The 19,019-nt window shown below is 70.9% G+C and carries 20 protein-coding genes and 2 CRISPR repeat arrays; of the genes, 10 read left to right on the forward strand and 10 right to left on the reverse strand.

From position 1 onward, the window contains the following. Nucleotides 1-35 precede the first annotated feature (35 nt). A complete protein-coding gene (locus FH715_RS17840) occupies nucleotides 36-1,061 on the reverse strand; it encodes a LacI family DNA-binding transcriptional regulator (protein WP_139646474.1) in 1,026 nt (341 codons plus the stop codon). Nucleotides 1,062-1,670: 609 nt separating this feature from the next. Here FH715_RS17840 and FH715_RS17845 point away from each other — a divergent pair. Beyond that, entirely contained in the window at nucleotides 1,671-2,351 is a 681-nt protein-coding gene (locus FH715_RS17845) for a pyridoxine/pyridoxamine 5'-phosphate oxidase (RefSeq protein ID WP_246108820.1), read from the forward strand. Between the two features lie 728 nt (nucleotides 2,352-3,079). Here the strand turns inward: FH715_RS17845 and FH715_RS29455 are convergent. From FH715_RS29455 to FH715_RS17870, 5 genes are read right to left on the reverse strand one after another with little or no spacing between them, the layout of a single operon-like run. Continuing rightward, nucleotides 3,080-4,189: a GrpB family protein gene (locus FH715_RS29455; protein ID WP_139646477.1), complete on the reverse strand. Its 1,110-nt coding sequence runs from the start codon at nucleotides 4,187-4,189 to the stop codon at nucleotides 3,080-3,082. A gap of 50 nt (nucleotides 4,190-4,239) precedes the next feature. After that, nucleotides 4,240-4,452, reverse strand: a complete 213-nt coding sequence (locus FH715_RS17855) for a DUF397 domain-containing protein (protein ID WP_139646479.1) — start codon at nucleotides 4,450-4,452, stop codon at nucleotides 4,240-4,242. 56 nt (nucleotides 4,453-4,508) lie between these two features. Next, nucleotides 4,509-4,709, reverse strand: a complete 201-nt coding sequence (locus tag FH715_RS17860; protein WP_139646481.1) for a DUF397 domain-containing protein — start codon at nucleotides 4,707-4,709, stop codon at nucleotides 4,509-4,511. A gap of 60 nt (nucleotides 4,710-4,769) precedes the next feature. Next, on the reverse strand, nucleotides 4,770-4,970 hold the full coding sequence (locus FH715_RS17865; RefSeq protein WP_139646483.1) for a DUF397 domain-containing protein: 201 nt from the start codon (nucleotides 4,968-4,970) through the stop codon (nucleotides 4,770-4,772). 5 nt (nucleotides 4,971-4,975) lie between these two features. Then, entirely contained in the window at nucleotides 4,976-5,809 is an 834-nt protein-coding gene (locus tag FH715_RS17870; protein ID WP_139646485.1) for a helix-turn-helix domain-containing protein, read from the reverse strand. A gap of 130 nt (nucleotides 5,810-5,939) precedes the next feature. Here FH715_RS17870 and FH715_RS17875 point away from each other — a divergent pair, with 130 nt between their 5' ends. From FH715_RS17875 to FH715_RS17890, 4 genes are read left to right on the forward strand one after another with little or no spacing between them, the layout of a single operon-like run. Then, complete coding sequence (locus FH715_RS17875) at nucleotides 5,940-6,386, forward strand: ATP-binding protein (RefSeq protein WP_139646488.1); 447 nt, start codon at nucleotides 5,940-5,942, stop codon at nucleotides 6,384-6,386. After that, on the forward strand, nucleotides 6,383-6,787 hold the full coding sequence (locus FH715_RS17880) for a hypothetical protein (RefSeq protein WP_139646490.1): 405 nt from the start codon (nucleotides 6,383-6,385) through the stop codon (nucleotides 6,785-6,787). The genes FH715_RS17875 and FH715_RS17880 overlap by 4 nt, the downstream gene beginning before the upstream one ends. Continuing rightward, nucleotides 6,780-7,130, forward strand: coding sequence for a DUF7848 domain-containing protein (locus tag FH715_RS17885; protein ID WP_139646492.1), 351 nt, complete (start codon nucleotides 6,780-6,782; stop codon nucleotides 7,128-7,130). The genes FH715_RS17880 and FH715_RS17885 overlap by 8 nt, the downstream gene beginning before the upstream one ends. An 18-nt stretch (nucleotides 7,131-7,148) precedes the next feature. Next, nucleotides 7,149-7,607, forward strand: a complete 459-nt coding sequence (locus tag FH715_RS17890) for a hypothetical protein (RefSeq protein ID WP_139646494.1) — start codon at nucleotides 7,149-7,151, stop codon at nucleotides 7,605-7,607. A gap of 111 nt (nucleotides 7,608-7,718) precedes the next feature. Next, a CRISPR array of direct repeats spans nucleotides 7,719-8,480; the repeat unit is 29 nt; unit sequence GGGAACACCCCCGCGCGTGCGGGGAGCAG. An 875-nt stretch (nucleotides 8,481-9,355) separates the two neighbouring features. Here the strand turns inward: FH715_RS17890 and FH715_RS17895 are convergent. Then, nucleotides 9,356-10,102: an SDR family oxidoreductase gene (locus FH715_RS17895; RefSeq protein ID WP_139646496.1), complete on the reverse strand. Its 747-nt coding sequence runs from the start codon at nucleotides 10,100-10,102 to the stop codon at nucleotides 9,356-9,358. A gap of 48 nt (nucleotides 10,103-10,150) precedes the next feature. On the opposite strand from FH715_RS17895, the gene FH715_RS17900 reads away from it, so the two are divergent. From FH715_RS17900 to FH715_RS17915, 4 genes are all read left to right on the forward strand, one after another. Then, nucleotides 10,151-11,146 carry an AraC family transcriptional regulator gene (locus FH715_RS17900; protein WP_139646499.1) on the forward strand — a complete coding sequence of 332 codons (996 nt, stop codon included), beginning with the start codon at nucleotides 10,151-10,153 and terminating at the stop codon, nucleotides 11,144-11,146. A 447-nt stretch (nucleotides 11,147-11,593) separates the two neighbouring features. Next, the gene (locus FH715_RS17905; RefSeq protein WP_139646502.1) at nucleotides 11,594-12,067 is read left to right on the forward strand and encodes a hypothetical protein; all 474 of its coding nucleotides are present in this window, start codon (nucleotides 11,594-11,596) and stop codon (nucleotides 12,065-12,067) included. A gap of 544 nt (nucleotides 12,068-12,611) precedes the next feature. After that, a CRISPR array of direct repeats spans nucleotides 12,612-13,271; the repeat unit is 29 nt; unit sequence GGGGACATCCCCGCGTGTGCGGGGAGCAG. A 754-nt stretch (nucleotides 13,272-14,025) separates the two neighbouring features. Then, nucleotides 14,026-14,493 carry a helix-turn-helix domain-containing protein gene (locus FH715_RS17910; protein ID WP_139646504.1) on the forward strand — a complete coding sequence of 156 codons (468 nt, stop codon included), beginning with the start codon at nucleotides 14,026-14,028 and terminating at the stop codon, nucleotides 14,491-14,493. A gap of 198 nt (nucleotides 14,494-14,691) precedes the next feature. Further along, the gene (locus FH715_RS17915; RefSeq protein ID WP_246108821.1) at nucleotides 14,692-14,943 is read left to right on the forward strand and encodes a DUF7660 family protein; all 252 of its coding nucleotides are present in this window, start codon (nucleotides 14,692-14,694) and stop codon (nucleotides 14,941-14,943) included. Between the two features lie 50 nt (nucleotides 14,944-14,993). On the opposite strand, the gene FH715_RS17920 is transcribed toward FH715_RS17915, so the two are convergent. Next, nucleotides 14,994-16,274, reverse strand: coding sequence for an aminopeptidase P family protein (locus FH715_RS17920; protein ID WP_170184757.1), 1,281 nt, complete (start codon nucleotides 16,272-16,274; stop codon nucleotides 14,994-14,996). A gap of 147 nt (nucleotides 16,275-16,421) precedes the next feature. Then, nucleotides 16,422-17,270: a helix-turn-helix transcriptional regulator gene (locus tag FH715_RS17925; RefSeq protein WP_139646508.1), complete on the reverse strand. Its 849-nt coding sequence runs from the start codon at nucleotides 17,268-17,270 to the stop codon at nucleotides 16,422-16,424. Nucleotides 17,271-17,505: 235 nt separating this feature from the next. Here FH715_RS17925 and FH715_RS17930 point away from each other — a divergent pair, with 235 nt between their 5' ends. Then, nucleotides 17,506-18,501: an SDR family NAD(P)-dependent oxidoreductase gene (locus tag FH715_RS17930; RefSeq protein WP_139646510.1), complete on the forward strand. Its 996-nt coding sequence runs from the start codon at nucleotides 17,506-17,508 to the stop codon at nucleotides 18,499-18,501. A gap of 41 nt (nucleotides 18,502-18,542) precedes the next feature. Here the strand turns inward: FH715_RS17930 and FH715_RS17935 are convergent, their stop codons facing one another. Next, complete coding sequence (locus FH715_RS17935; RefSeq protein WP_139646512.1) at nucleotides 18,543-18,986, reverse strand: winged helix-turn-helix transcriptional regulator; 444 nt, start codon at nucleotides 18,984-18,986, stop codon at nucleotides 18,543-18,545. Nucleotides 18,987-19,019 lie beyond the last annotated feature (33 nt).

The raw sequence follows: 19,019 nt of genomic DNA on the forward strand, positions 1-19,019 counted from the left end.
GTTCGGGGTGTTTCACGATGGTGGGGGGAACGGGGTCAACGCACGGCGGGGCCGCCGCCCGAGTCACGGACCTCCAGCCGGCAGGGCTGGCGCACCAGCCCGGACTCGCGGTTGCCCTCGATCAGCGAGAGCAGCCGCCGGGCGGCCAGCTCGCCCAACCCCTGGAGGTCCATGTCGACCGAGGTCAACGGCGGCCGGGCGCCCTCAGCCAGCACGCCCCAGTTGTCGAAGCCGACGACGCCCACGTCCTCCGGCACCCGCCGCCCGCTCTCCCGCAACGTGTCCAGCGCGCCGCGCGCCAGCAGGTCGTTGCCGCAGAACACGGCATCGACATCCGGGAGTCCGGCCAGCAGCTCGGCGGTGGCCGCCCGGCCGAACTCCTCCCGCCACGGGCCGAAACGCACCCGCTCGTCCGGCAGCGGGACACCCGCCTCGGCCAACGCGGCGCGGAACCCGGTCAGTCGGTCCCGCACCGCCGCGTACTCCGGCGGGCCCGTGACATGGGCGAACGTGCGCCGCCCGGCCGCCAGCAGATGCTCGGCGGCCAGCCGCCCGCCCTGCTCGTCGTCGGGCAGCACGGACAGATCACCCGGATCGGAGGAACGCGAGTACGCGTAGACGACGGGCACCGGCAGCGGAACGCCCGCCAGCGGCGGGCGCGCGTCCGTGCGCACCCCGGTGACGACGATCCCGTCCACCCGGCGGGAGAGCAGCGACTCCAGATAGAACCGCTCCCGCTCGGGGTCGGCCCGCCCGTCGCAGAGGAAGACGGCGACCCGGCCGGCGCCCAGCGCGTTCTCCAGGCCGAGATGGAGCGGGATGTTGAACCGGTCGGCGCTCTCGGTGGAGAGCAGCCCGACGGTGTAGCTGCGCCGCTGCACCAGGCTGCGGGCGAGGGCGTTGGGCTGGTAGCCCAGCTCGTTGGCGGCGGCGAAGACCCGCTCGCGGGTCTCGTTCCGCAGCTGGCCCCGGCGGTTGAGGGCCTTCGACGCCGTGCTGATCGAGACGCCGGCCCGCGCCGCGACCTCGGTGATGGTGACCGCGCGCTGCTCGTCCGACATGTTCGGAAAACCCTTTCCGTGGCGAGACCGAAAGTTTCCCCACGGGGCGGCGGGCCGTCAAGGGTTGCCGTTGGCCGGCGAAGCGCCTACCCACCTGGCCGGTGCGGCACCGTGGGCGTCTGCGGCCCGCCACGGGGGTGTGGTGGGGGAGCGCCTACCCACCTGTCCGGTGCGGCATCGTGGGCGTCTGCGGCCCGTCCCGGATGCAGCGCGCAGTTCCCCGCGCCCCCTTCGGGGGCCGGTTCTGGCCTGCACGTTTGTCGCTGGCCGGTGCCACGGTCCACCTCAGGGGCGCGGGGAACTGCGCGGGTAACCGGCCACCGGGCTGAGGACGACCACTCACCTGGCCGGTGCGGCATCGTGGTCGTCTGCGGCCCGTCCCGGATGCAGCGCGCAGTTCCCCGCGCCCCCTTCGGGGCCGGTTCTGGCCTGCACGTTTGTCGCTGGCCGGTGCCACGGTCCACCCGGGGGGCGCGGGGAACTGCGCGGGTAACCGTCCACCGGGCCGAGGACGACCACCCACCGCGACCACGACCACACCGTCGTCGTCCGCGCCGCCCCGCCGCAGGCGCACCTGCACCAATCCGCTCCGCGGGTTACCGTCGGCTCATGGACCCTCGCCACGTCCGCGACCTGCTCGCTCGCGCGCCCCTCATGGCGCGCGAACTCCCGGGCTTCGGCGCCGGCGCCGACCCCGGTGCCGCGCCCGCCACACCCACCGAGCTCTTCGCCGCCTGGCTGGCCGAGGCCGTCGAGGCCGGCGTCCTCGACCCCGGCGCCGCGCTGCTGTCGACCGCCGGCTCCGACGGCCGCCCGGACGCCCGGATCGTCGCGCTGCGCGACGTCGAACCGGTCGAGTCCGCCTGGGTCTTCGCCACCGACGCGGCCAGCCCCAAGGGCGTGCAGCTGGCCCAGCGGCCGGCCGCCGCGTTGACGTTCTACTGGCCGCTCCAGGGCCGCCAGATCCGGGTGCGGGGCGATGTCACCCAGGCGCCGAAAGACGTCTCGTTGGCGGACTTCGCCTCCCGTTCACCGGCCTCGAAGGTGGCCGGCCTCGTCGGCCGCCAGTCCACGCCGATGGGCGCGCTGCCCGAGTGGAACGAGGCCGCCGAACGCGCGGGCCGTGAGCTGGCGGAGCACCCCGACGCCCACCCGCCGGGCCACACGGTCTACGCGCTCGCCGCGCACCACGTCGAGTTCTGGCAGGGCGACGCGGGCCGCCGCCACGTCCGGCTGGCCTACGCCCAACTCCCGGACGCCGACTGGGAACGCGCCCTGCTCTGGCCCTGACCTCGAACCCCCTGCCGGGCCCCGGGAATTGTCAGTGCCGGGTAGTAGAAAGGGTGGTGGCAGAAAGGAGCCACCACGTTGGCCGCTTGTCGTGGGTTCAGTCCTCGCCGTTCCGCCTTCCGCTCCCCCGTAGCCCGTGACCGACCAGATCCCCGCTCCGCCCCCGCCCCCCGCCGACTCATACGCCCCTGCCTCCGTGACGGCGACCACTACGCCTCGAACACACCCCGCCCGCGCGTTGATCCCCCCGCACCCAGCCGTTTCCGCTAGTTACTGAACGAACGCCCCGGGTCGCGCGCCGCGACCCGGGGCATGTGGGGGACGCCCGCCGCACACACGCGCGCAGGGGGCGGGTGGGGCCGTTCCCCGGCGCGGGTGGCTCGCGGGCCGCTAGGCTCTAGTCGCCTCACAAGGGCGCCCCGACTTCACCGCAGGACCGCCACAAGCTGTCCACTCCGGGGCCCCGACTCCGCCTGACCAGCGAACAGTTGACCTGCCATGATCCTCGCCCGACTCCTGCTCTTCCTCGGCTGCGGCACCATCATCGGTGCCCTGCTCTTCAGCGCCGCCGCCTGCACGGTGCTGCGCTGAGCGCGAGGCGCTGAGCCCTGAGCGCGCCGAACGCACCGTACTCGTTCAGACCGTACTCGTTCAGAAAGTGAGCGCACCGACCATCGCGTCCCTGCCACCCCTGCCACCCCTGCCACCCGTTCCCGCCTCTGCCCGCCTCAGTGCCGCCGGCCGTCGAGTGCGCGGGCCAGGATGGCCTCGATGACCTCGGACTTGGCGTCCGCGTAGTTCTGCACGTACTTCCAGTCGCGCTCCGCCAGCCCCCGCTTGGTCGCCGCGTACAGGTCGCGCTCCGCGTCGTACGAGCGCAGCCGGTCGCGGAAGGCGAGGACGCGCTGCACCTCGGGTGAACCCGCCGACAGCACATGGAGGTTGACCCCGTCCACGTCCTCCGCCGGCCGTTCCTTGCGCAGCACCCGGTGCTCGTGCCAGTCCGGCTCGCGGATGACGACCCGGTACCCCAGCGGCTCCAACGCGGGCGCGTAGCTCTCCTCGTCGCCCGAGTCCGGGACGACGAGCAGCATGTCGATGACCGGCTTGGCCGCCAGCCCCGGAACGGACGTCGAGCCGGTGTGCTCCAACCGGTGCGGCAACGCCCCCAACGCCCCGTGCAGCGCGGTCGCCTCGCCGGCGAACACGTCGGGCCACCGCGTGTCGTACTCCACGAACCGCACCCGCCCGTTGAGCTGACGCGGGGCGCCGACCATCGCCGCCTCGATGGCGGCGTCCGACATCCCCGTCGGCCGAACGAAGCTCAGCACCCGCTCCGCGACCTCACCGGGCGTCGCGTCGACGGTGTCGATCTCGGTGAACGCCTGCGGCAGCCATCCCGAAGCGGCCTCGTAGACGTCGAGATGCCGCAGTCGCCAGGCAACGGTCTCCTCCTGGCTCTCCGGCCCGGTCGCCGCGTGCACGCGTTCGACCAGCGTCTCCCGGTCCGCGTGCAGCAGAAACGCCCGCACCGGAATCCCGAACTCGGCGAAACCGGTGCGTAGTTCCTTCCAGTACTCCTCGACCAGCACGGTCTGCGGAATGACCAACGCGCCGCCGTCGATCTCGTCGAGCAGCCGCCGCGCGGTGTCCACGGTCAACGCGCGCCAGGCGCGCCACTGCTGGAAGTCGGTGACCGTGGTCGGGTCGAGCACTCTGCTCAGCAGGTGCCCCACCATCTCCGAGTCGAAGATCCGCGCACCCGGAAGTCGTTCCACCACTTCGTGGGCCGTGGTGGTCTTGCCCGCTCCAAAGGTTCCGTTCAGCCAGATGATCATTCGCTGAGGGTACCGGCGCCGGCTCACGCGGGCACCGGTGCCGACGGCGGCTAACCGACAGTTCGATCGCCGAAAGCGCTCAGAAACGAACGCCAGGTGGCCGTTCCGAAGTTCAGAACGGGCCCCTGCGCGCGCTTCGAGTCACGGACGGGAACGACGCCGGCGCAGCCGTCGGCGACCTCGACGCAGGTTCCGTATCCGCCGTCGCTGTAGCTGGACTTGCGCCAGCGGGCGGCGTTCAGGTGGGGGCGCTGGGTTGGCATCGTCTTCGGCCTTCCTGCGTGGCGGCGTGGCAGAGGTTTGCTGGGCGCCGTCTGTGTCAGCGGGTGAGGTGTTCGATGAAGCTTGCCCAGGCGTTGTTGGGGATGAACAGCGGTGGGTGGTCGGGGGCTTTGGAATCGCGGACGGGTACGACGCCGGCACAGCCGTCGGCGACCTCGACGCAGTTGCTGTCCCCGCCGTCGCTGTGGGTGGACTTGCGCCAGCGGGCGGCGCTCAGGTGGGAGTGTTCGGCTCGCATCGTCTCCTGCCTTCCTGCGGCGCGGCGCGGCGTGGAGAGAGACCCTGAGCGCCGCTCGCGTCAGCGGGTGAGGTGTCCTACGAAGCTTGCCCAGGCGTCGCTGGGGATGAACAGCGGCGCGTGGTCCGGGGTCTTGGAGTCGCGAACGGGAACGACGCCGGGGTAGCCGTCGGCGACCTCGACGCAGTTGCTGTTCCCGCCGTCGCTGTAGGTGGACTTACGCCAGCGCGCGGCGCTCAGGTCGGGGTGGGAGGCTCGCATGGCTTCTAGTCTTCCTTCATCAAGGTGTGGATGAACTCCAGAGAGTCCTGCTGGGACAGCGCGGAAGCGCTGATCTCATCGTAGGAGAGTTTCAGCTGCGTGACCGCCTCCGGCTCCTCCGTTACCTCGCCATGTTTGGCGCCTTCCTGATAGGCAGCAGAGGTGCCGTCCCAGAGCCAGAGCAGGGTGAGCGAGCCGCCGAGTAGTGCGTGCAGTCCCGTACTCAACGGCAGCACCTGAAGCGTCACATTGGGCAGCTTGGCGTCGTCGATCAGCCGTTGCAACTGACGTTTCCAGGCCGCCCGATCCTTCAGCGGACGTCCGAAGACCGCCTCGTCCAGCACAAAGCGCACATGGGCCGGAGACTCCTCCCGACGCAGCTGGAGTTGGCGTTCGATTCGCAGCCTCAGCTGCTCCTCCAACCTCGGCTCCTCGTCCGGCCGGTGCGGGGTGGACCACAGCAGCTCCCGGGCATACTCCTCGGTCTGGAGCTTGCCCGGCACCATCTGGCAGTTGAACTCCTGGATGACCCGGGCCTCGCCCTCCAACTCCATGAACCGCTGGTACCGGCCGGGATACGCCTCGTCCTTCGCCAACCACCAGAGGTTCTGGAGGCCGCGGCCCGTTCCGTAGACCTCGTCCAGTCGGCGGGCGGTCTCGAAGTCGCCGATGCGTTCGCCTCGTTCGAGTCTGTTGAGGTACGAGCGGTCGAACCTGGCGCGTTCGGACAGCGCGCCCAGCGACAGCCCGGACTCCTCCCGGAGCCTCGCCAACTCGTCCATGAACCTTTTGCGTGCCGGAGCAACGGACTTGGTGTCCGTCTTTGCGGTGGCGGCCATCAACTCCCCCTATCGAACTGATGGTTGCTACTTGTCGCCTGACCAAAGGGCATCGCGAAACCCCTGGTCAGCGTAGCGCTTGGGACCCAGTCTTGTAGTCACCTCGTTACAGGAAGCTAAAGGAATCCCGATGTCCGCCCTCCTCGCACCCCCCGTCCAGGAGTCCAGTTCCGCCGTCTTCAGCTGCGAAGTCCTCGCCGATGCCAGGGGGATCGAGACCTGGCGCCGAACCATCGCTCAGGTAATGCGGTCCTGGGGCGCGTCGGACGCGGCCGTGGAGATCGCTCGAATGGGTTTGTCGGAACTTCTTGCGAATGTGGTGCGCCACGTGGCCGTTCCGCGTTGCCGTCTGCTCGTTCTCTGCCTGGACGGGCGCGTGACGGTGGCGGTCGCGGACCGTTCACCGGAGATGCCGACCGTGCGCGAACCGAGCTGGGACGCGGAGTCCGGCCGTGGTCTGTGGCTGCTCCACGAGATGGCGGACGCGGTCGGCTGCTACCGGGAGTGCTACCCGACCTCGGGCGGCGAGGCCGTGGGGAAGGTCGTCTGGTTCGCGTGCGGGGGTTCGGGCCGGTGAACGCGAACCTGAACGTCGACGAACTCCTCGCGCCACTCCCCGCCCAGACCGACGACGACAACGCGTGGGTGAACGGCTGGTGTTGGCTCTGGTGCGGGTGGCGCTACACGAGCGTGCTGTGGATCGGCGCGGTCGGGACGTTCGGCGCCCAGGCCCCGCTCTTCGCCTGCGGCGACTGCCTGAACCGGTTGCACGCCATGGTGTGGGACTACGCGGAGGCGCAGCACGAACTCCCCACCGACGCATGTGGCCGCGTGGTGCCGCTCTACCGCCGTTCCGCGGACGGGCTGCGTTCGGGCGCGGTCCGCTACCGGCGCGGCGGCCGACACCGACGGGCGCGCAGCCCGTTGGGCGAACGCTTCCTGCGCGCGGTCACGGAGGGGGCGACGATCGATGGCTGACGCGCATGTCGTGCGGGGCGCGGATCGGGTGTTGATCCAGGAGCGGGGGCCCGGGGTGCCGGAGGGCATCTACGGCGCGGAGTGCATGAGTTGCGAGGCGGTCTCCCCGCTCTTCGACAACGACTCGCTGCCGGTGGCGGTCTGGGCGCTCCAGCACTCCCAGGACCGGCCCGACCACACGCTCTTCCTGGCCCGGACGGAATGCCACTGGCGGGTGGTCCCGCGCCCGGATGACCCGCCGCCGTCGTCGTCGTCCGGTCCGGGGTTCGTCGGTCCGGCGTTCGTCGGCTTGATGTGCCTGCTCACGGCCCTGTCGGGCCTTCTGCCTGCCCTGACCAGTTAACGCAAGGAGAAACCAGTCATGTTGACCACCATCAACCACTCCCCGATCCCGATCACGTTCCATGTGCTGGCCACGACGCAGAGCAACCACATGCTGATGGTGCGCGGGATGCGGGAGGACGGTCAGGAGGGCTGGGTCCTGCCCAACGGCCAGGTGCCGCCCGGCCGTTGCATCATCCTGACCGCCCGCGAGACGTTCCTTGAGGCAACCGGCTGCGAACGTGCCCTGTCGGAGGTGGTGGCCGTCACCCCGACGACGGACGACGAAGGCACGCTCAACGGGCTGACGTACGTCCTGGACGGCGGCGTCCTCCCGGACGTGCCGTCCAGGGACCCGAAGGAGGGGGCGAGTTGGGTCCCGATGCGGGAGCTGTACGAGCCCCCGGCCCTTTACCAGTACGCCATCATCGCCACCGGCCAACGCCGCCGCCTCCCCCTCCTCATCAACACCGACCGCCCGGAGGCGGCCTTCATCTGAGGGGCGGGAGGAGACTCTCGGCCTCGCCGATTTACGTTGAATCGGCCACCGGTCGTATCACTGTGCGGGCGGAGAGCGGGCGTGCCCGATCGAACTGTTAGATCGGCTACCGGGCACGCCCCCGCGCGTGCGGGGAGCAGGCGAGCGCCGAGCACGATGTGCCGCCGCCGGTGGGAACACCCCCACACGTGCGGGGAGCAGGTTCAGAAGGGCCGATCTACTGGTAGATCGGCGGGAACACTCCCGCGCGTGCGGGGAGCAGCCGGTGAACGGGCCGCCGCCGTAGTACTGCTCGGGAACACCCCCGCGCGTGCGGGAAGCAGACCCTCATCCCGCTGGCGGATGTGGATGAGGAGGGAACATCCCCGCGCGTGCGGGGAACAGCCGATCCCGATGATCAGGTCCGGGATGATGCTGGGAACATCCCCGCGCGTGCGGGGAACAGGGAGACGATCCTCGGCCAACGACAGAATTCCGCGGGAACATCCCCGCGCGTGCGGGGAGCAGCGTAGTCCTCGGTCTGGAGCAGGTCCGGGATGGGGAACATCCCCGCGCGTGCGGGGAGCAGGCGAGCCGGGCTGGCGAGAGCAGGACGGGTTGGGGAACATCCCCGCGCGTGCGGGGAGCAGGAGGGCCCGGCGTTCGGCCGCCGGCCACCACTGGGAACACCCCCGCGCGTGCGGGGAGCAGGAGCCACATGGCGCGGGCGTAGCCCACTCGCAGGGAACACCCCCGCGCGTGCGGGGAGCAGCCGGGAGGTGCTGACATGAGGCTGGCCGACCTGGGAACACCCCCGCGCGTGCGGGGAGCAGCGGAGGGCCCGCAGCGGACCTGCGGCGTGCACGGGAACACCCCCGCGCGTGCGGGGAGCAGAGTTCGCGACCTGCGGTTCTATCCGTGTCAGTGGCGGATTTTACTTACTTTACCTTCGGGCCCAAGGCGGCCACGTTCGCTGCACAGACGCCAGCGACCCTGACGTGTCACGGCTTCCCTCGCTCCCTCGGGTAGGCAACAGCCCTCATCACCACCCTAGTTGTGCGCGGCTCGTCCCTTCGCCCTTCCCGGAAATCGTTCAGCACACGCTCGCCCGCGGTGGCGGGTCCACTCTTCGGCCGGGGCCCGGCGGACCCCGACGGCCTTCGATGCGCCGTTCGCCGACCGGCTGAGGGGTCCTGCCACGAGGGCGGGGACGCGCAGTTGCTCGATGTGCTGCACCGGCTCGCCGCGACGTTGGGCATCCCGCCCTGACCGACATCGGCTACGGGTCAACCCCGACCCGTCGGCCATCGCCCGCGTTGCCCGAGCCGCCGTCGGCCTCCCGCGTCTGGAGCACGACCGCACAGCAAACGAGGATCGCGAACCGTCCCGACAAGGCGCCGAGAAGGGTTCAGAATCCGGAGCAGTGGAACCCGGCGCCACCCCGGGGCGACCATCCGGACCTCGGCCCGCCCAGCCTCAGTCCACAGCACGTAAACGGTCCACCGGCTCCGCCGACGTTCAGCCGATGTCCAGCCGATGTCCAGCCGACGTGCGCCGACGGCGCCGGTGGACCGTCGCGAGACTTCGAGGTCTAGTTCGACACTCACGGTGGCGTCCACGCATCCGTCGACGCGTCCGTCGGCGTCTCCGACGCCCCGCCCGCCCCGTAAACGAACATTCCATGAGGCGCCCTGAGTTTCTCGGACAGTCGCAGCCAGGACAAAGAGACTCAAACCAGCCGAAAGCGTGGGACCTGTCGGAGGCCCCGTTCACCAGGGGGCGGGGCCGTCGATGTCGAAGAAGCTGCCGGTGGGCCCGTCGGCGTGAAGCGTGGCGGCGTGTACGGCGACCTTGGCGCCCTCGGAGGGGTGTTGGCCGGAGGGGTCGGAGTTCATGTCGGTCTTGTTGGCGCCCGGGCAGACCGAGTTGACCTTGATCGGTGTGTCCGCGAGTTCGGCGGCGAGCCAGCCGGTGAGGCTGTTCAGGGCCGTCTTGGAAACCGGATAAGCGAACACCGGGAATGCTCTCTGTGCGGCCCTCTGAATGCTCTCGGGATCGTCCAGCGGACTCAGAGAGGCCATCTTGCTGCTGACGTTGACGATGCGGCCCTCGGGCGACTCCTTGATCAGGGGCAGGAATGCCTGGGTGACACGCAGCGGGCCGAAAAAGTTGACCTCAAGGTCCTCACGGACCGTTTCGAGGGAAACGGCGCTGGGAGGGCCCTCGCCTTCGACCTTGGCGACGGCGGCGTTGTTGACAAGCACGTCGAGGGATTCGTGCGCCGCCCCGATCTCGGCCGCGGCGGAGTGCACGGAGTTCTCGTCGGTGACGTCGAGAACGACGACGCGTATCTCGCCGTGGGTGGAAAGCGTCTCGGCTGCGGCTCGACCTTGGTCAGGGTCGCGCGAGCCGATCCAGACGGTATAGCCGGCCTCTGCCAGCTGCCGGGCCGTTTCAAGGCCGATTCCCTTGTTGGCGCCCGTGACGAGGGCCGTTCGCTTCGTGGAGTTGTTCACGCGTCAATCATGTTTGACGCCGCCGGTATCTTCCATAATGTTGAGTCCATGAATCTTTACGGATCGTCCAAGCCGGTCGGTGTCGCCGCCGCTGGCGACCCGATCGCGGATGCGGCCAGCCTCCTGCGTCCGCGCAGCTTCCAACATGGCGGCCTCAGGGGCATGGGTCCGTGGGCGGTGCGCTTCGAGCCGTTCCCCCACGTCCAGATCGGCGTGGTCGCGATCGGCCAGTGCTGGCTGACCACCGAGGGGCACGAGCCGGTGCTGCTGCGCCAGGGGGACTTCTACCTGCTGGGCGATCCGCCGTCCTACGCGCTGGCCACCGAGCTGGGGGCCGAACCGCGAGCCGCGACGTCGCTCGACCTGGCGGGAACACAGGTGGTGAACGTCGCGGACGACGGTGGAGCCGAGACGTACCTGTGCCGTGCCCACTTCGCCTTCGGCGATGCCGACGCGTCCGTCGTGGTCGACGCCCTTCCCCGCCTGGTCCACGTCCGCGCGACCGACCCGCAGGGCGAACTGCTCGGGCATCTGAGCCAACTGCTCGTGCGCGAGTTCGCGACCAACAGCCCGGGCAGCTCGCTGGTCCTGGACCATCTGGCTCAGATTCTGTTCGTGCACATGCTGCGCGCGCACGCCAACCGGAGGGAGGGGCCCGTCGGTTGGCTGGGGGCGCTCACGGACGACCGCATCGGCGTGGCGATGCGCGCCATGCACGCCGACGTGTCACGTCGTTGGACGCTCGCCGAGCTTGCCCGGCTGGCCAACATGTCCCGTTCCGCGTTCGCCGCCTCCTTCAAACAGCGGGTGGGCCGGCCGCCGTTGGAGTACTTGATCGAGTGGCGGATGAGCCTGGCCCGCGACGCCCTGCTCCGCGGCTCGTCGTCCATCTCCGAGCTTGCCACGGCGACCGGGTACGAGTCCGAAAGCGCCTTCAGCACCGCGTTCCGTCGAGTCGTCGGCTCGTCGCCACGGCAGTTCCGCGACCAGGCCCGCCGCGACGGCGCGGGCCTCGCGGCGCGCTCAGTCGCCCCGGGGTGGTGAGGTAGCACCCCGCTTTGACGTCGAGTGGGCTCCGGCTTCGCGTCCGCGTCCGGGCCCGTGTCCGGGTCCGTGTCCGGGCCCGCTTCGCGCCCGCGGTATGCCGTTGACGGACATCCGGCGCTGCGCCGAACTCGTCGCCGAAGGCCCGGGCAATGAAGGGCGACGCGCCTCGCTCCCGAAGCCGTGGCGAACCGCGACAAGCACGACCGGGGTGACCTTTGCGGTGAGCCGGTCGTTGGGCCAGGCGCGGGGGGCGTCGACCGGGTCCGTTTCGGGCGGGCTGCGGTGCGGGACAACGCGGAGCCGCTGCTCCCGCCACGAAGTGGGCGTGGCGGAACCATTGCGCTTGGCGGAATCGTTGAACTTGGTGAAATCGCCGGACTCGTCACGGTATGCGGCCTAAACTGTCGGCCGCCCGAGCCCGCCACGCACCCCCAACGGAGCCCCATGCGCCCGGCCCGCTACCAGCAGTTCGCCATCGACACGTACCGCGCCGCGGGTCTCGCCGCGGAGCCTTGGGAGGAGGGGACGCGCCGCCCGTACGGGGTGTGCGTCACGCTCCCGTCGGGTGCACGGTTGTGGCACGCGATCACCGCCCAGGCCCGTCCCGGGGATGACGGCAGCCAGCCGGAGGAACCGGTCGTCAAGGAGGCGCCCAACCCGCTGCCCCTGCCGGAGATCGAGACGGGCCGCGTGCCGGTGCCCCGACTGGAGCTGTACCTGTCGGCGTTGATCAACAACGCCGGGTCCGGGGAGATCGAGTCGGTGTACGGCTACTCGGATCGCTCAACGCCGCCCACAACTCCCGGATTCGGGGTGCGCTTCTGGAGCGAAGCGCGCATCTACGCGCCGTTCGTACGCTCCGCCGCGCCGGGCGGCAGGGACGGAGGCGCGGCGTTCGACCTGCCGGCGGAGATCTGATGACGAACGTCGCCTTTCCTGCCGGTGCCATCACCTCGCGGCACCGGCGGGCAGAAGCACGCCGGGGATCACCTCGCACGGAGCGGGGAGCACCTACCGGAGCCGGCAGGTGCTCGTTAGGGGTCGTCCCCGCACGTGCGGGGAGCAGGGCCTCGCGGAGTGGGGCGACTTCCTCGGCCCGGGGACACCCCCGCGTGCGCGGGGAGCAGACGATGGATGATTCGTTGTGGTCCCCGGGACTGGGGACATCCCCGGTGCGCGGGGAGCAGGCGTCGTGCCACCGGTGTACGAGTAGCCGGTGGGGAACATCCCCGCGTGCGCGGGGAGCAGCGGTCGAGCGGGTTGCCGCCGGTGATGTGCTGGGGGACATCCCCGCGTGTGCGGGGAGCAGCCGGGTGACGAGGTGATCGTGCCGGCACTGACGGGGACACCCCCGCGTGTGCGGGGAGCAGGACCCGGCGCTGAGCAGCAGCGGCGCGAGGAAGGGGACACCCCGCGTGTGTGGGGAGCAGGTGGCCCTGGCCGGCGGCGCTGCCGCCCTGCTGGGGACATCCCCGCGTGTGCGGGGAGCAGGATGACCAGCTCCTTGCAGGTTTCGACCAGGAGGGGACATCCCCGCGTGTGCGGGGAGCAGGTTCCGGCCGAGCTGTACGCGGTCGTCCAGCAGGGGACATCCCCGCGTGTGCGGGGAGCAGTCCACCGGGGAGTCGGCCACGACCTGAACCCAGGGGACATCCCCGCGTGTGCGGGGAGCAGAGCATGAGCGCGCTGTACGAGGCGCTGCGCGCGGCCTACGACCTGTGCGACCGGGGGACATCCCCGCGTGTGCGGGGAGCAGCCGACACCGCCCCCACGGCCGTGTTCGCGCCGGGGGACATCCCCGCGTGTGCGGGGAGCAGGTCGACCGGACTCCTCCGGCGTGGGCATCCGAGGGGACATCCCCGCGTGTGCGGGGAGCAGGACGCCGGGGCCGACGGCTTCGCCCCCACCCCGGGGACATCCCCGCGTGTGCGGGGAGCAGAGATGCTCGCGGCGCTCCAGCTCCTCCCGGATGGGGACATCCCCGCGTGTGCGGGGAGCAGAGCCGGGGCCTGGGCATCGGGTTCGACGCTGTGGGGACATCCCCGCGTGTGCGGGGAGCAGGGTACGTGGCTGCACTCCTACGTGGCCCAGAGGGGGACATCCCCGCGTGTGCGGGGAGCAGAGTTCGCGACCTGCGGGTTTATCAGCGGCAGCGGTGGATTTTACTTACTTTACCTCTGGGTCCCAAGGCGCCGCGCCCCTCCCATGTAGCGGTCCAACGGTCACGAGATGTCACTCGCTCCCCTTCCCCGTCGGCCGACCAATAGCCTTCGGCATCAGCTTAGTTGCACTGCTCCTTGGCTGAAGTCGTTCAGTCACACGCTCACCACGCTGATGGGCCGGTCCTTGGCCAGCGGTTCGCGACGGGGGTTTGCCATCCCTCGACGAGAGGCGGTATGCCCCGATGACCCTCCTTTCGCCGTTCACCGCCTTGCCGAGGCCCGGTCTCGGTGCGCGAGGATGGAGACGCACCTCCATCTCGCCGTGCGTTCCTTCCCGCAGTTCTTCCTCTCGACCGCCAGGAGGCGGAGGGTTCAGCGCGCGCCTGGCGCCGTCGGCGACATGACGACGTCACCGCCGTGGAGAAGGCGATCCATGCCCGTGCAGGGGCGTTGGCGGTCTTGCTGACGAGGCGCGGGCCCAGCCTGGCAGGCGGGGCTGTTCAGGGCGGTTCCGTTCCGGCGCCGCGATCACGCTAGCCGCTGAGAGGACGTTCCCCTGTGGCAGGCGCTATGGGCAGCGGCTCCTCGTTCCCGCGTCGTCGGCCGCCTGAAAGATTACCCGCTTGACTTCAACTTAACTTCAAGTTCTACGTTCTTCGCATGGACCCGCACCGTGCGCGGGCTCCACACCGAAGCGCTTGAAGGGAACTCTCCATGACGAACCAGCAGCTCTCCGACGCTGAACTCGCCAGTCAGCCCGCCGCGTACTGGACCGGTGTCGCCTACGAGGCGCTCATCGCGTACATCCGTGCCCGGCAGGTCGAAAAGGGTTATACCCAGCCCCAGTTCTGGCTGCTGCGCAACTTGTCGAGGAACGACATCTCGCCCGACGGAGAAGGGATGACCCTGCCCGAGCTGCGCCAGGCCATGACCTCCTATATCCGGCCCGAGGACGATCTGGCGGCGGAGGCCGAAGTGCTCCTGGGGCGCGGCTGGCTGACCCGGGACACCGAGGACCGGCTGTGGCTCACCGAGGAGGGGGAGCAGGCTCGCGTCGACATAGCCGGTGCCGCGCCCGCGATCAGAGCCGTCCTTCACGAGGGCGTCGACGACGCGGACTACGTCACCACGGTGAAGGTGCTGCAACGGCTGATCCACAACGCGGGCGGGACGGCCGCCTGACGCGTCCGCGAGCCCCGCACGCGCGGGGAGCAGAGTTCGTGAGCTGCTGGTTTGCTGGCGGTGGTGGCAATGCTTCCCGCGGACCGGCCTGTGGTCTCGAAGCGTCACGCCGGTCCCTCGTTCCCTCGTTCCGTCGGTTGGTCGACAGCTGCCGCCGGGGTGAGCCGGTTCGGCGGGGCGGGGCGGATACTGGACGGCATGGTTCTCGGCCCTGATGACGAGATTCGCAGCCGCGAGGAGTTGGCCGCTTTCGTACGTGCGCTGCACCAGGACTTCCTGCGTTCGGGTGGGGAGTGGGAGAACCAGACGCTCGCGACGTTTCTGGAGGCCCTGGCCGCTTGGGTGGACGATTCGCCGGGGTTCTACCGGAACTTCGGGAAGGAGCTGCCGGCCTCCGGTGACTGGACCTTTCTGGCCCGTGCGCTCCAGGCGGCCACGGTCTACGAGTAGCACGCTGACAGAATCCGGTGCCGCGCCGCGCGGCCAGGGCCCGCGCCCGTTCAACGTGGGCGCCGCCCGGTCCCGGTTCCCGTCGCGTGGAGCAGCCGCGCGGAGTAGGCGTTGAGTTCGATCGGGGCGTCCTCGCCGACGACCACCGTGCCCCCGAGGTGGGCGAGTCGGCGGCCGAACGCGTAGTTCGGCTCGAAGGCGAAGCTCATTCCCGGGGCCAGTTCCAGGTGGGGCAGGAACGTGGGGTGGTCGGGCACCCGGGGGTACCCCTCGGTGCCGGGGAGGCGGCTGAAGAGTCCGCGGCCCCTGCCCACGGAGAGTCCGGGGTTGAGCGAGTGCACCGCGATGAGGAACGGCCAGCCGTCGGCGGCGTCGAGTGGCGCGTGCATGGCGTCGACGAGTTCGCCGAACGTGTGCCCCGGGCGAAGCGCCCCGAGGCCGGCGTCGTAGGACGCGCGGCACACGTCCGCGGCACGGTGGAAGTCCTCGTGCACGTCACCGACGGCGATGGTGACCTGGTTCTGGGCGTGGCGTCCGCCGAAGCTGGAGAACACCTCGGCGTACACGACGTCGCCCTCCTCCAGCACCCGGGGAGGCTGGGCGCGTTGACCCCAGGCCGGTGGCCCCGCCGCCACCGCGTCCGGCCCCGACCACAGGTGCATGGCGGGGGGCAGTGACCCCCGGTCGTAGCCGGCGGCCATGCCCGCCGCGTACACCCGGCTCTCCGGAACGCCGGGCGCGGCGGTGGCCACCATGGCCTGGACCATCTCGTCGCCGATGCGGGCCGAGTGCCGCAGCACGGCGATCTCCTCCTCGCCGAGCCGCATGACGAGTTGGCCGAACGGGAGGTCGACCGGCGCGAAGACGGCGTCGGGGAAGTGGGAGAGGACGTTGTTCCAGAGGCCGTACGGGATGATGCCCTCCGGGTGCCACGGCAGGTGGGAGCCGAGGCCGATCACTCCGATGACCGCCCGGGCCAGGCCCAGTTCGCCGAGCGTGGCGATGAGGGTGTCGGAACGGCGGGTGCCGCGCAGCTGGTGCGGGGGGATCCACGGGGTGTCGCCGCGTCGGCGGGACTCCAGGTGGTCCATGACGCACATCGGCCCCGGCAGCAGGCAAACGGGCTCACCGGTTCCGGGAAGGACGACCGTCGTGCCGGCCCGCCCGTTGGTGAACCATGTGTCGTAGGCGACCGGTGCGGGGCCCGCGTCCTCGTGCTCGCCGAAGACCAGCAGCGCGTCGAGGCCCTCGCGGGCCATGAAGTCCCGTGCCAGGTTCCATCGGCGGTCGCGCTCGTTCATGGAGAAGACCGGTGTCCGGGCTTCGGTCATGCGCCAACTCCTCCCCTTGTACCCGCCGTTGGCGGGAGATCGGCGTGGATGACCAGCGTGGGTCGTCCGGCCGGGGGGAGCCAGGACCGCCCTGTCCCCGGCTTCGAGGAGGCCGGTCCGGCACATCAGCGGCGCGGCGTTCCCGAGTCAGCGGGGCGCCCGGAAGTCGTGCGTTCCGATCGTCCGCAGCAGCGCGAGCTTCTCGCGGGTGTCGGTGCCCTCGGTCGGGAAGAACGCCAGCACTCGGCTGTCCGCTTCGGGCGAGAGCAGGACCTCGCACGTCAGGTGCAGCACACCGACCTCGGGGTGCAGAACCCTCTTGCGGTCGAAGCGGCGCACCGCCACCTCGTGCCGTTCCCACAGTTCGCGGAACTCCCCGCTCCGCTCCCGCAGGTCGTCGACCAGGTCGGCGACATCGGCGTCGCCCCCGCGCCGCGCGGCGGTCGCCCGCAGGTCGTTGACGTGCGCGAGGGAGTGCCGTGGCCAGTCCTCCTCCGGGAAGTAGGTGCGCAGACCGGGTTCGGTGAACCACCGCCACACGACGTTCGCCGAGCGGCCGGCGCGGCCCCCGGTGCTCCAGCCCAGGGTGAGCGTGGCGACGGTGTTCTGCCACAGCACCTCGCCCAGATCGCTGACGACGCACGCCGGCACGTCGCCGAGCCGGTCCAGCAGGCTCATCACCCCGGGCCGTACGTAGCCGCCCGCGTAGCGGGGCGGGGCGGGGAAGCCGGCCAGGTGGTACAGGTGGTCGCGTTCGTCGGGGTCGCAGCGCAGCGCCCGGGCCAGCGAGGCCACGATGCTCGCGGAGGGGTTGGCGCCTCGGCGTTGTTCCAGCCGGGCGTAGTAGTCCGTGGAGATGTTCGCCAACTGGGCGACCTCGTCGCGCCGCAGCCCCGGGGTGCGCCGCCGCACGCCCTCGATCAGGCCGGCGTCGGAGGGGCGCAGCGACTCCCGGCGGCGGCGGAGGAAGTCGGCGAGTCCGGGGCGGTCGATCACCCCTCCAGTAGACCCCCGTGCTCGTCGTTCCGGACAGTCGCCAGCCACGGACAGCTTGTCCCTGGCTGGGGCGCCGCCCGGTCGTCGATCCTGACCCGGCCGGGTCCCGTCGGACCGCCCGGCGGCGACGACTTCGGAACTCGGGAAAGCGGCCGGAGATGCCAGAGAGCGGCTGGAGACAGCGGAAAGCGTCCGGAAGCACCCGGCAGCACCGGGAAAGCCAGGAGGAACGGACATGACCTCGATCCTGATCACCGGCGGCCACTCGGGCATCGGTCTCGCCGCGTCGCGGGCGCTCGCCGCGCGGCACGTCGACCTCGTTCTCGCGGGCCGCAGCGAGGAACGCGTGCGACCCGTCGCCGACGAGTTGAGCGCGCGGCACGGCGTCTCGGTGACGACGCTGACGCTCGACGTCGCGTCGCTCGCCTCGGTCAGGTCGGCCGCCGCGCGGTTGCGGACGTTGATCGCCTCCGGTGCCGTCCCGGGGCTCGACGCGATCGTCTGCAACGCCGGTGGGCGCTTCGACGGCGCCGTCTCCTACAGCCCCGAAGGGTACGAGACGACCTTCGCGACCAACTGCCTCGGCCACTTCCTTCTCGTCGAGCTGCTGTTGCCGAGCCTCTCCGAGCGGGGGCGCGTCGTCTACACCGCCAGCGGCACCCACGACCCGGACTCGATGGACGGCCGCCTGGTCGGCGCCGTCGTCGAGCCGGACGCCGAGGCCCTGGCCACCAACGGAAGGGACGGCGGCAAGGTGCTGTCCGCCGGCAAGCGCTACTCCACCTCGAAGCTGTGCACCGTGATGTACGCCTACGAGCTGGACCGCCGGCTCCGCGCGGCCGGCAGCGCGGTGTCCTCGATCGTCTTCGACCCGGGGGCGGTGCCCGGGACGGGTTTCCTCCGCGACATGCCGGGGCCGGTGCGTTGGGCCTCTCGTACGGCGGCCATGAAGTGGGTCTCCCGGCGCATGGGTGTCACCACCTCGGACGTGGGGTTCTCGGGCGCCTCGCTGGCGGCACTCGCCGCCGACCCCGACTACGCGCGGGTCTCCGGCAGCTACTTCCAGGCGCGCGAGGGAGTGCTCTCGGCCGTGCGCTCCGCGCGGCTCTCCTACGACACACGGCGCGCCGCACGGCTGTGGGACGACTCCGGGCGCCTCGTCGCCCTGACCGACGACGAGGAGCCGCCCCAGCTCCGGTCGTCCCAGCTCCGGTCGTCCCAGCTCCGGTAGGCCCCGGCTCCGTTGGTTCCCCACGGCGCCGGGGCGCGGGGTCACTGCCGCGGCGCGTCGTAGGCCGTGCGGGCGGCGGCGATCTCGTCGCGGTGTTGGCGGGTCCAGGCGACCAGCGGGGTGATCACGTCCAGGAGGGTGCGGCCGAGCGGGGTCAGGTCGTAGTCGACGCGGGGCGGGACGACGGGGTGGACGGTGCGGCGGACGAGGCCGTCGCGTTCGAGGCGGCGCAGGGTGAGGGTCAGCATGCGTTGGCTGATGTCGTCGATGGCGCGCCGCAGTTGGGTGAAGCGTTGGGTGCCCTCGCCGAGGAGTTCGATGACCAGCAGCGACCACTTGTCGGCCAGCCGGTCGAGCAGGTCGCGGATCTCGCAGCTGTGGGTCTCTTCGACGCGCGGCAGGCCGGCGCCGCCGGTGTCGGTGGGGTCGGTGGGGTCGGTGGGGTCGGTGGGGTCGGTGGGGTCGGTCGGGCCGTGGGTGTCCATGGTGTGCCTCGGTAACTCTGAAGTGCCTTCTTC

Source organism: Streptomyces sedi (assembly GCF_006335015.1).
Taxonomy (GTDB): Bacteria; Actinomycetota; Actinomycetes; order Streptomycetales; family Streptomycetaceae; genus Streptomyces; species Streptomyces sedi.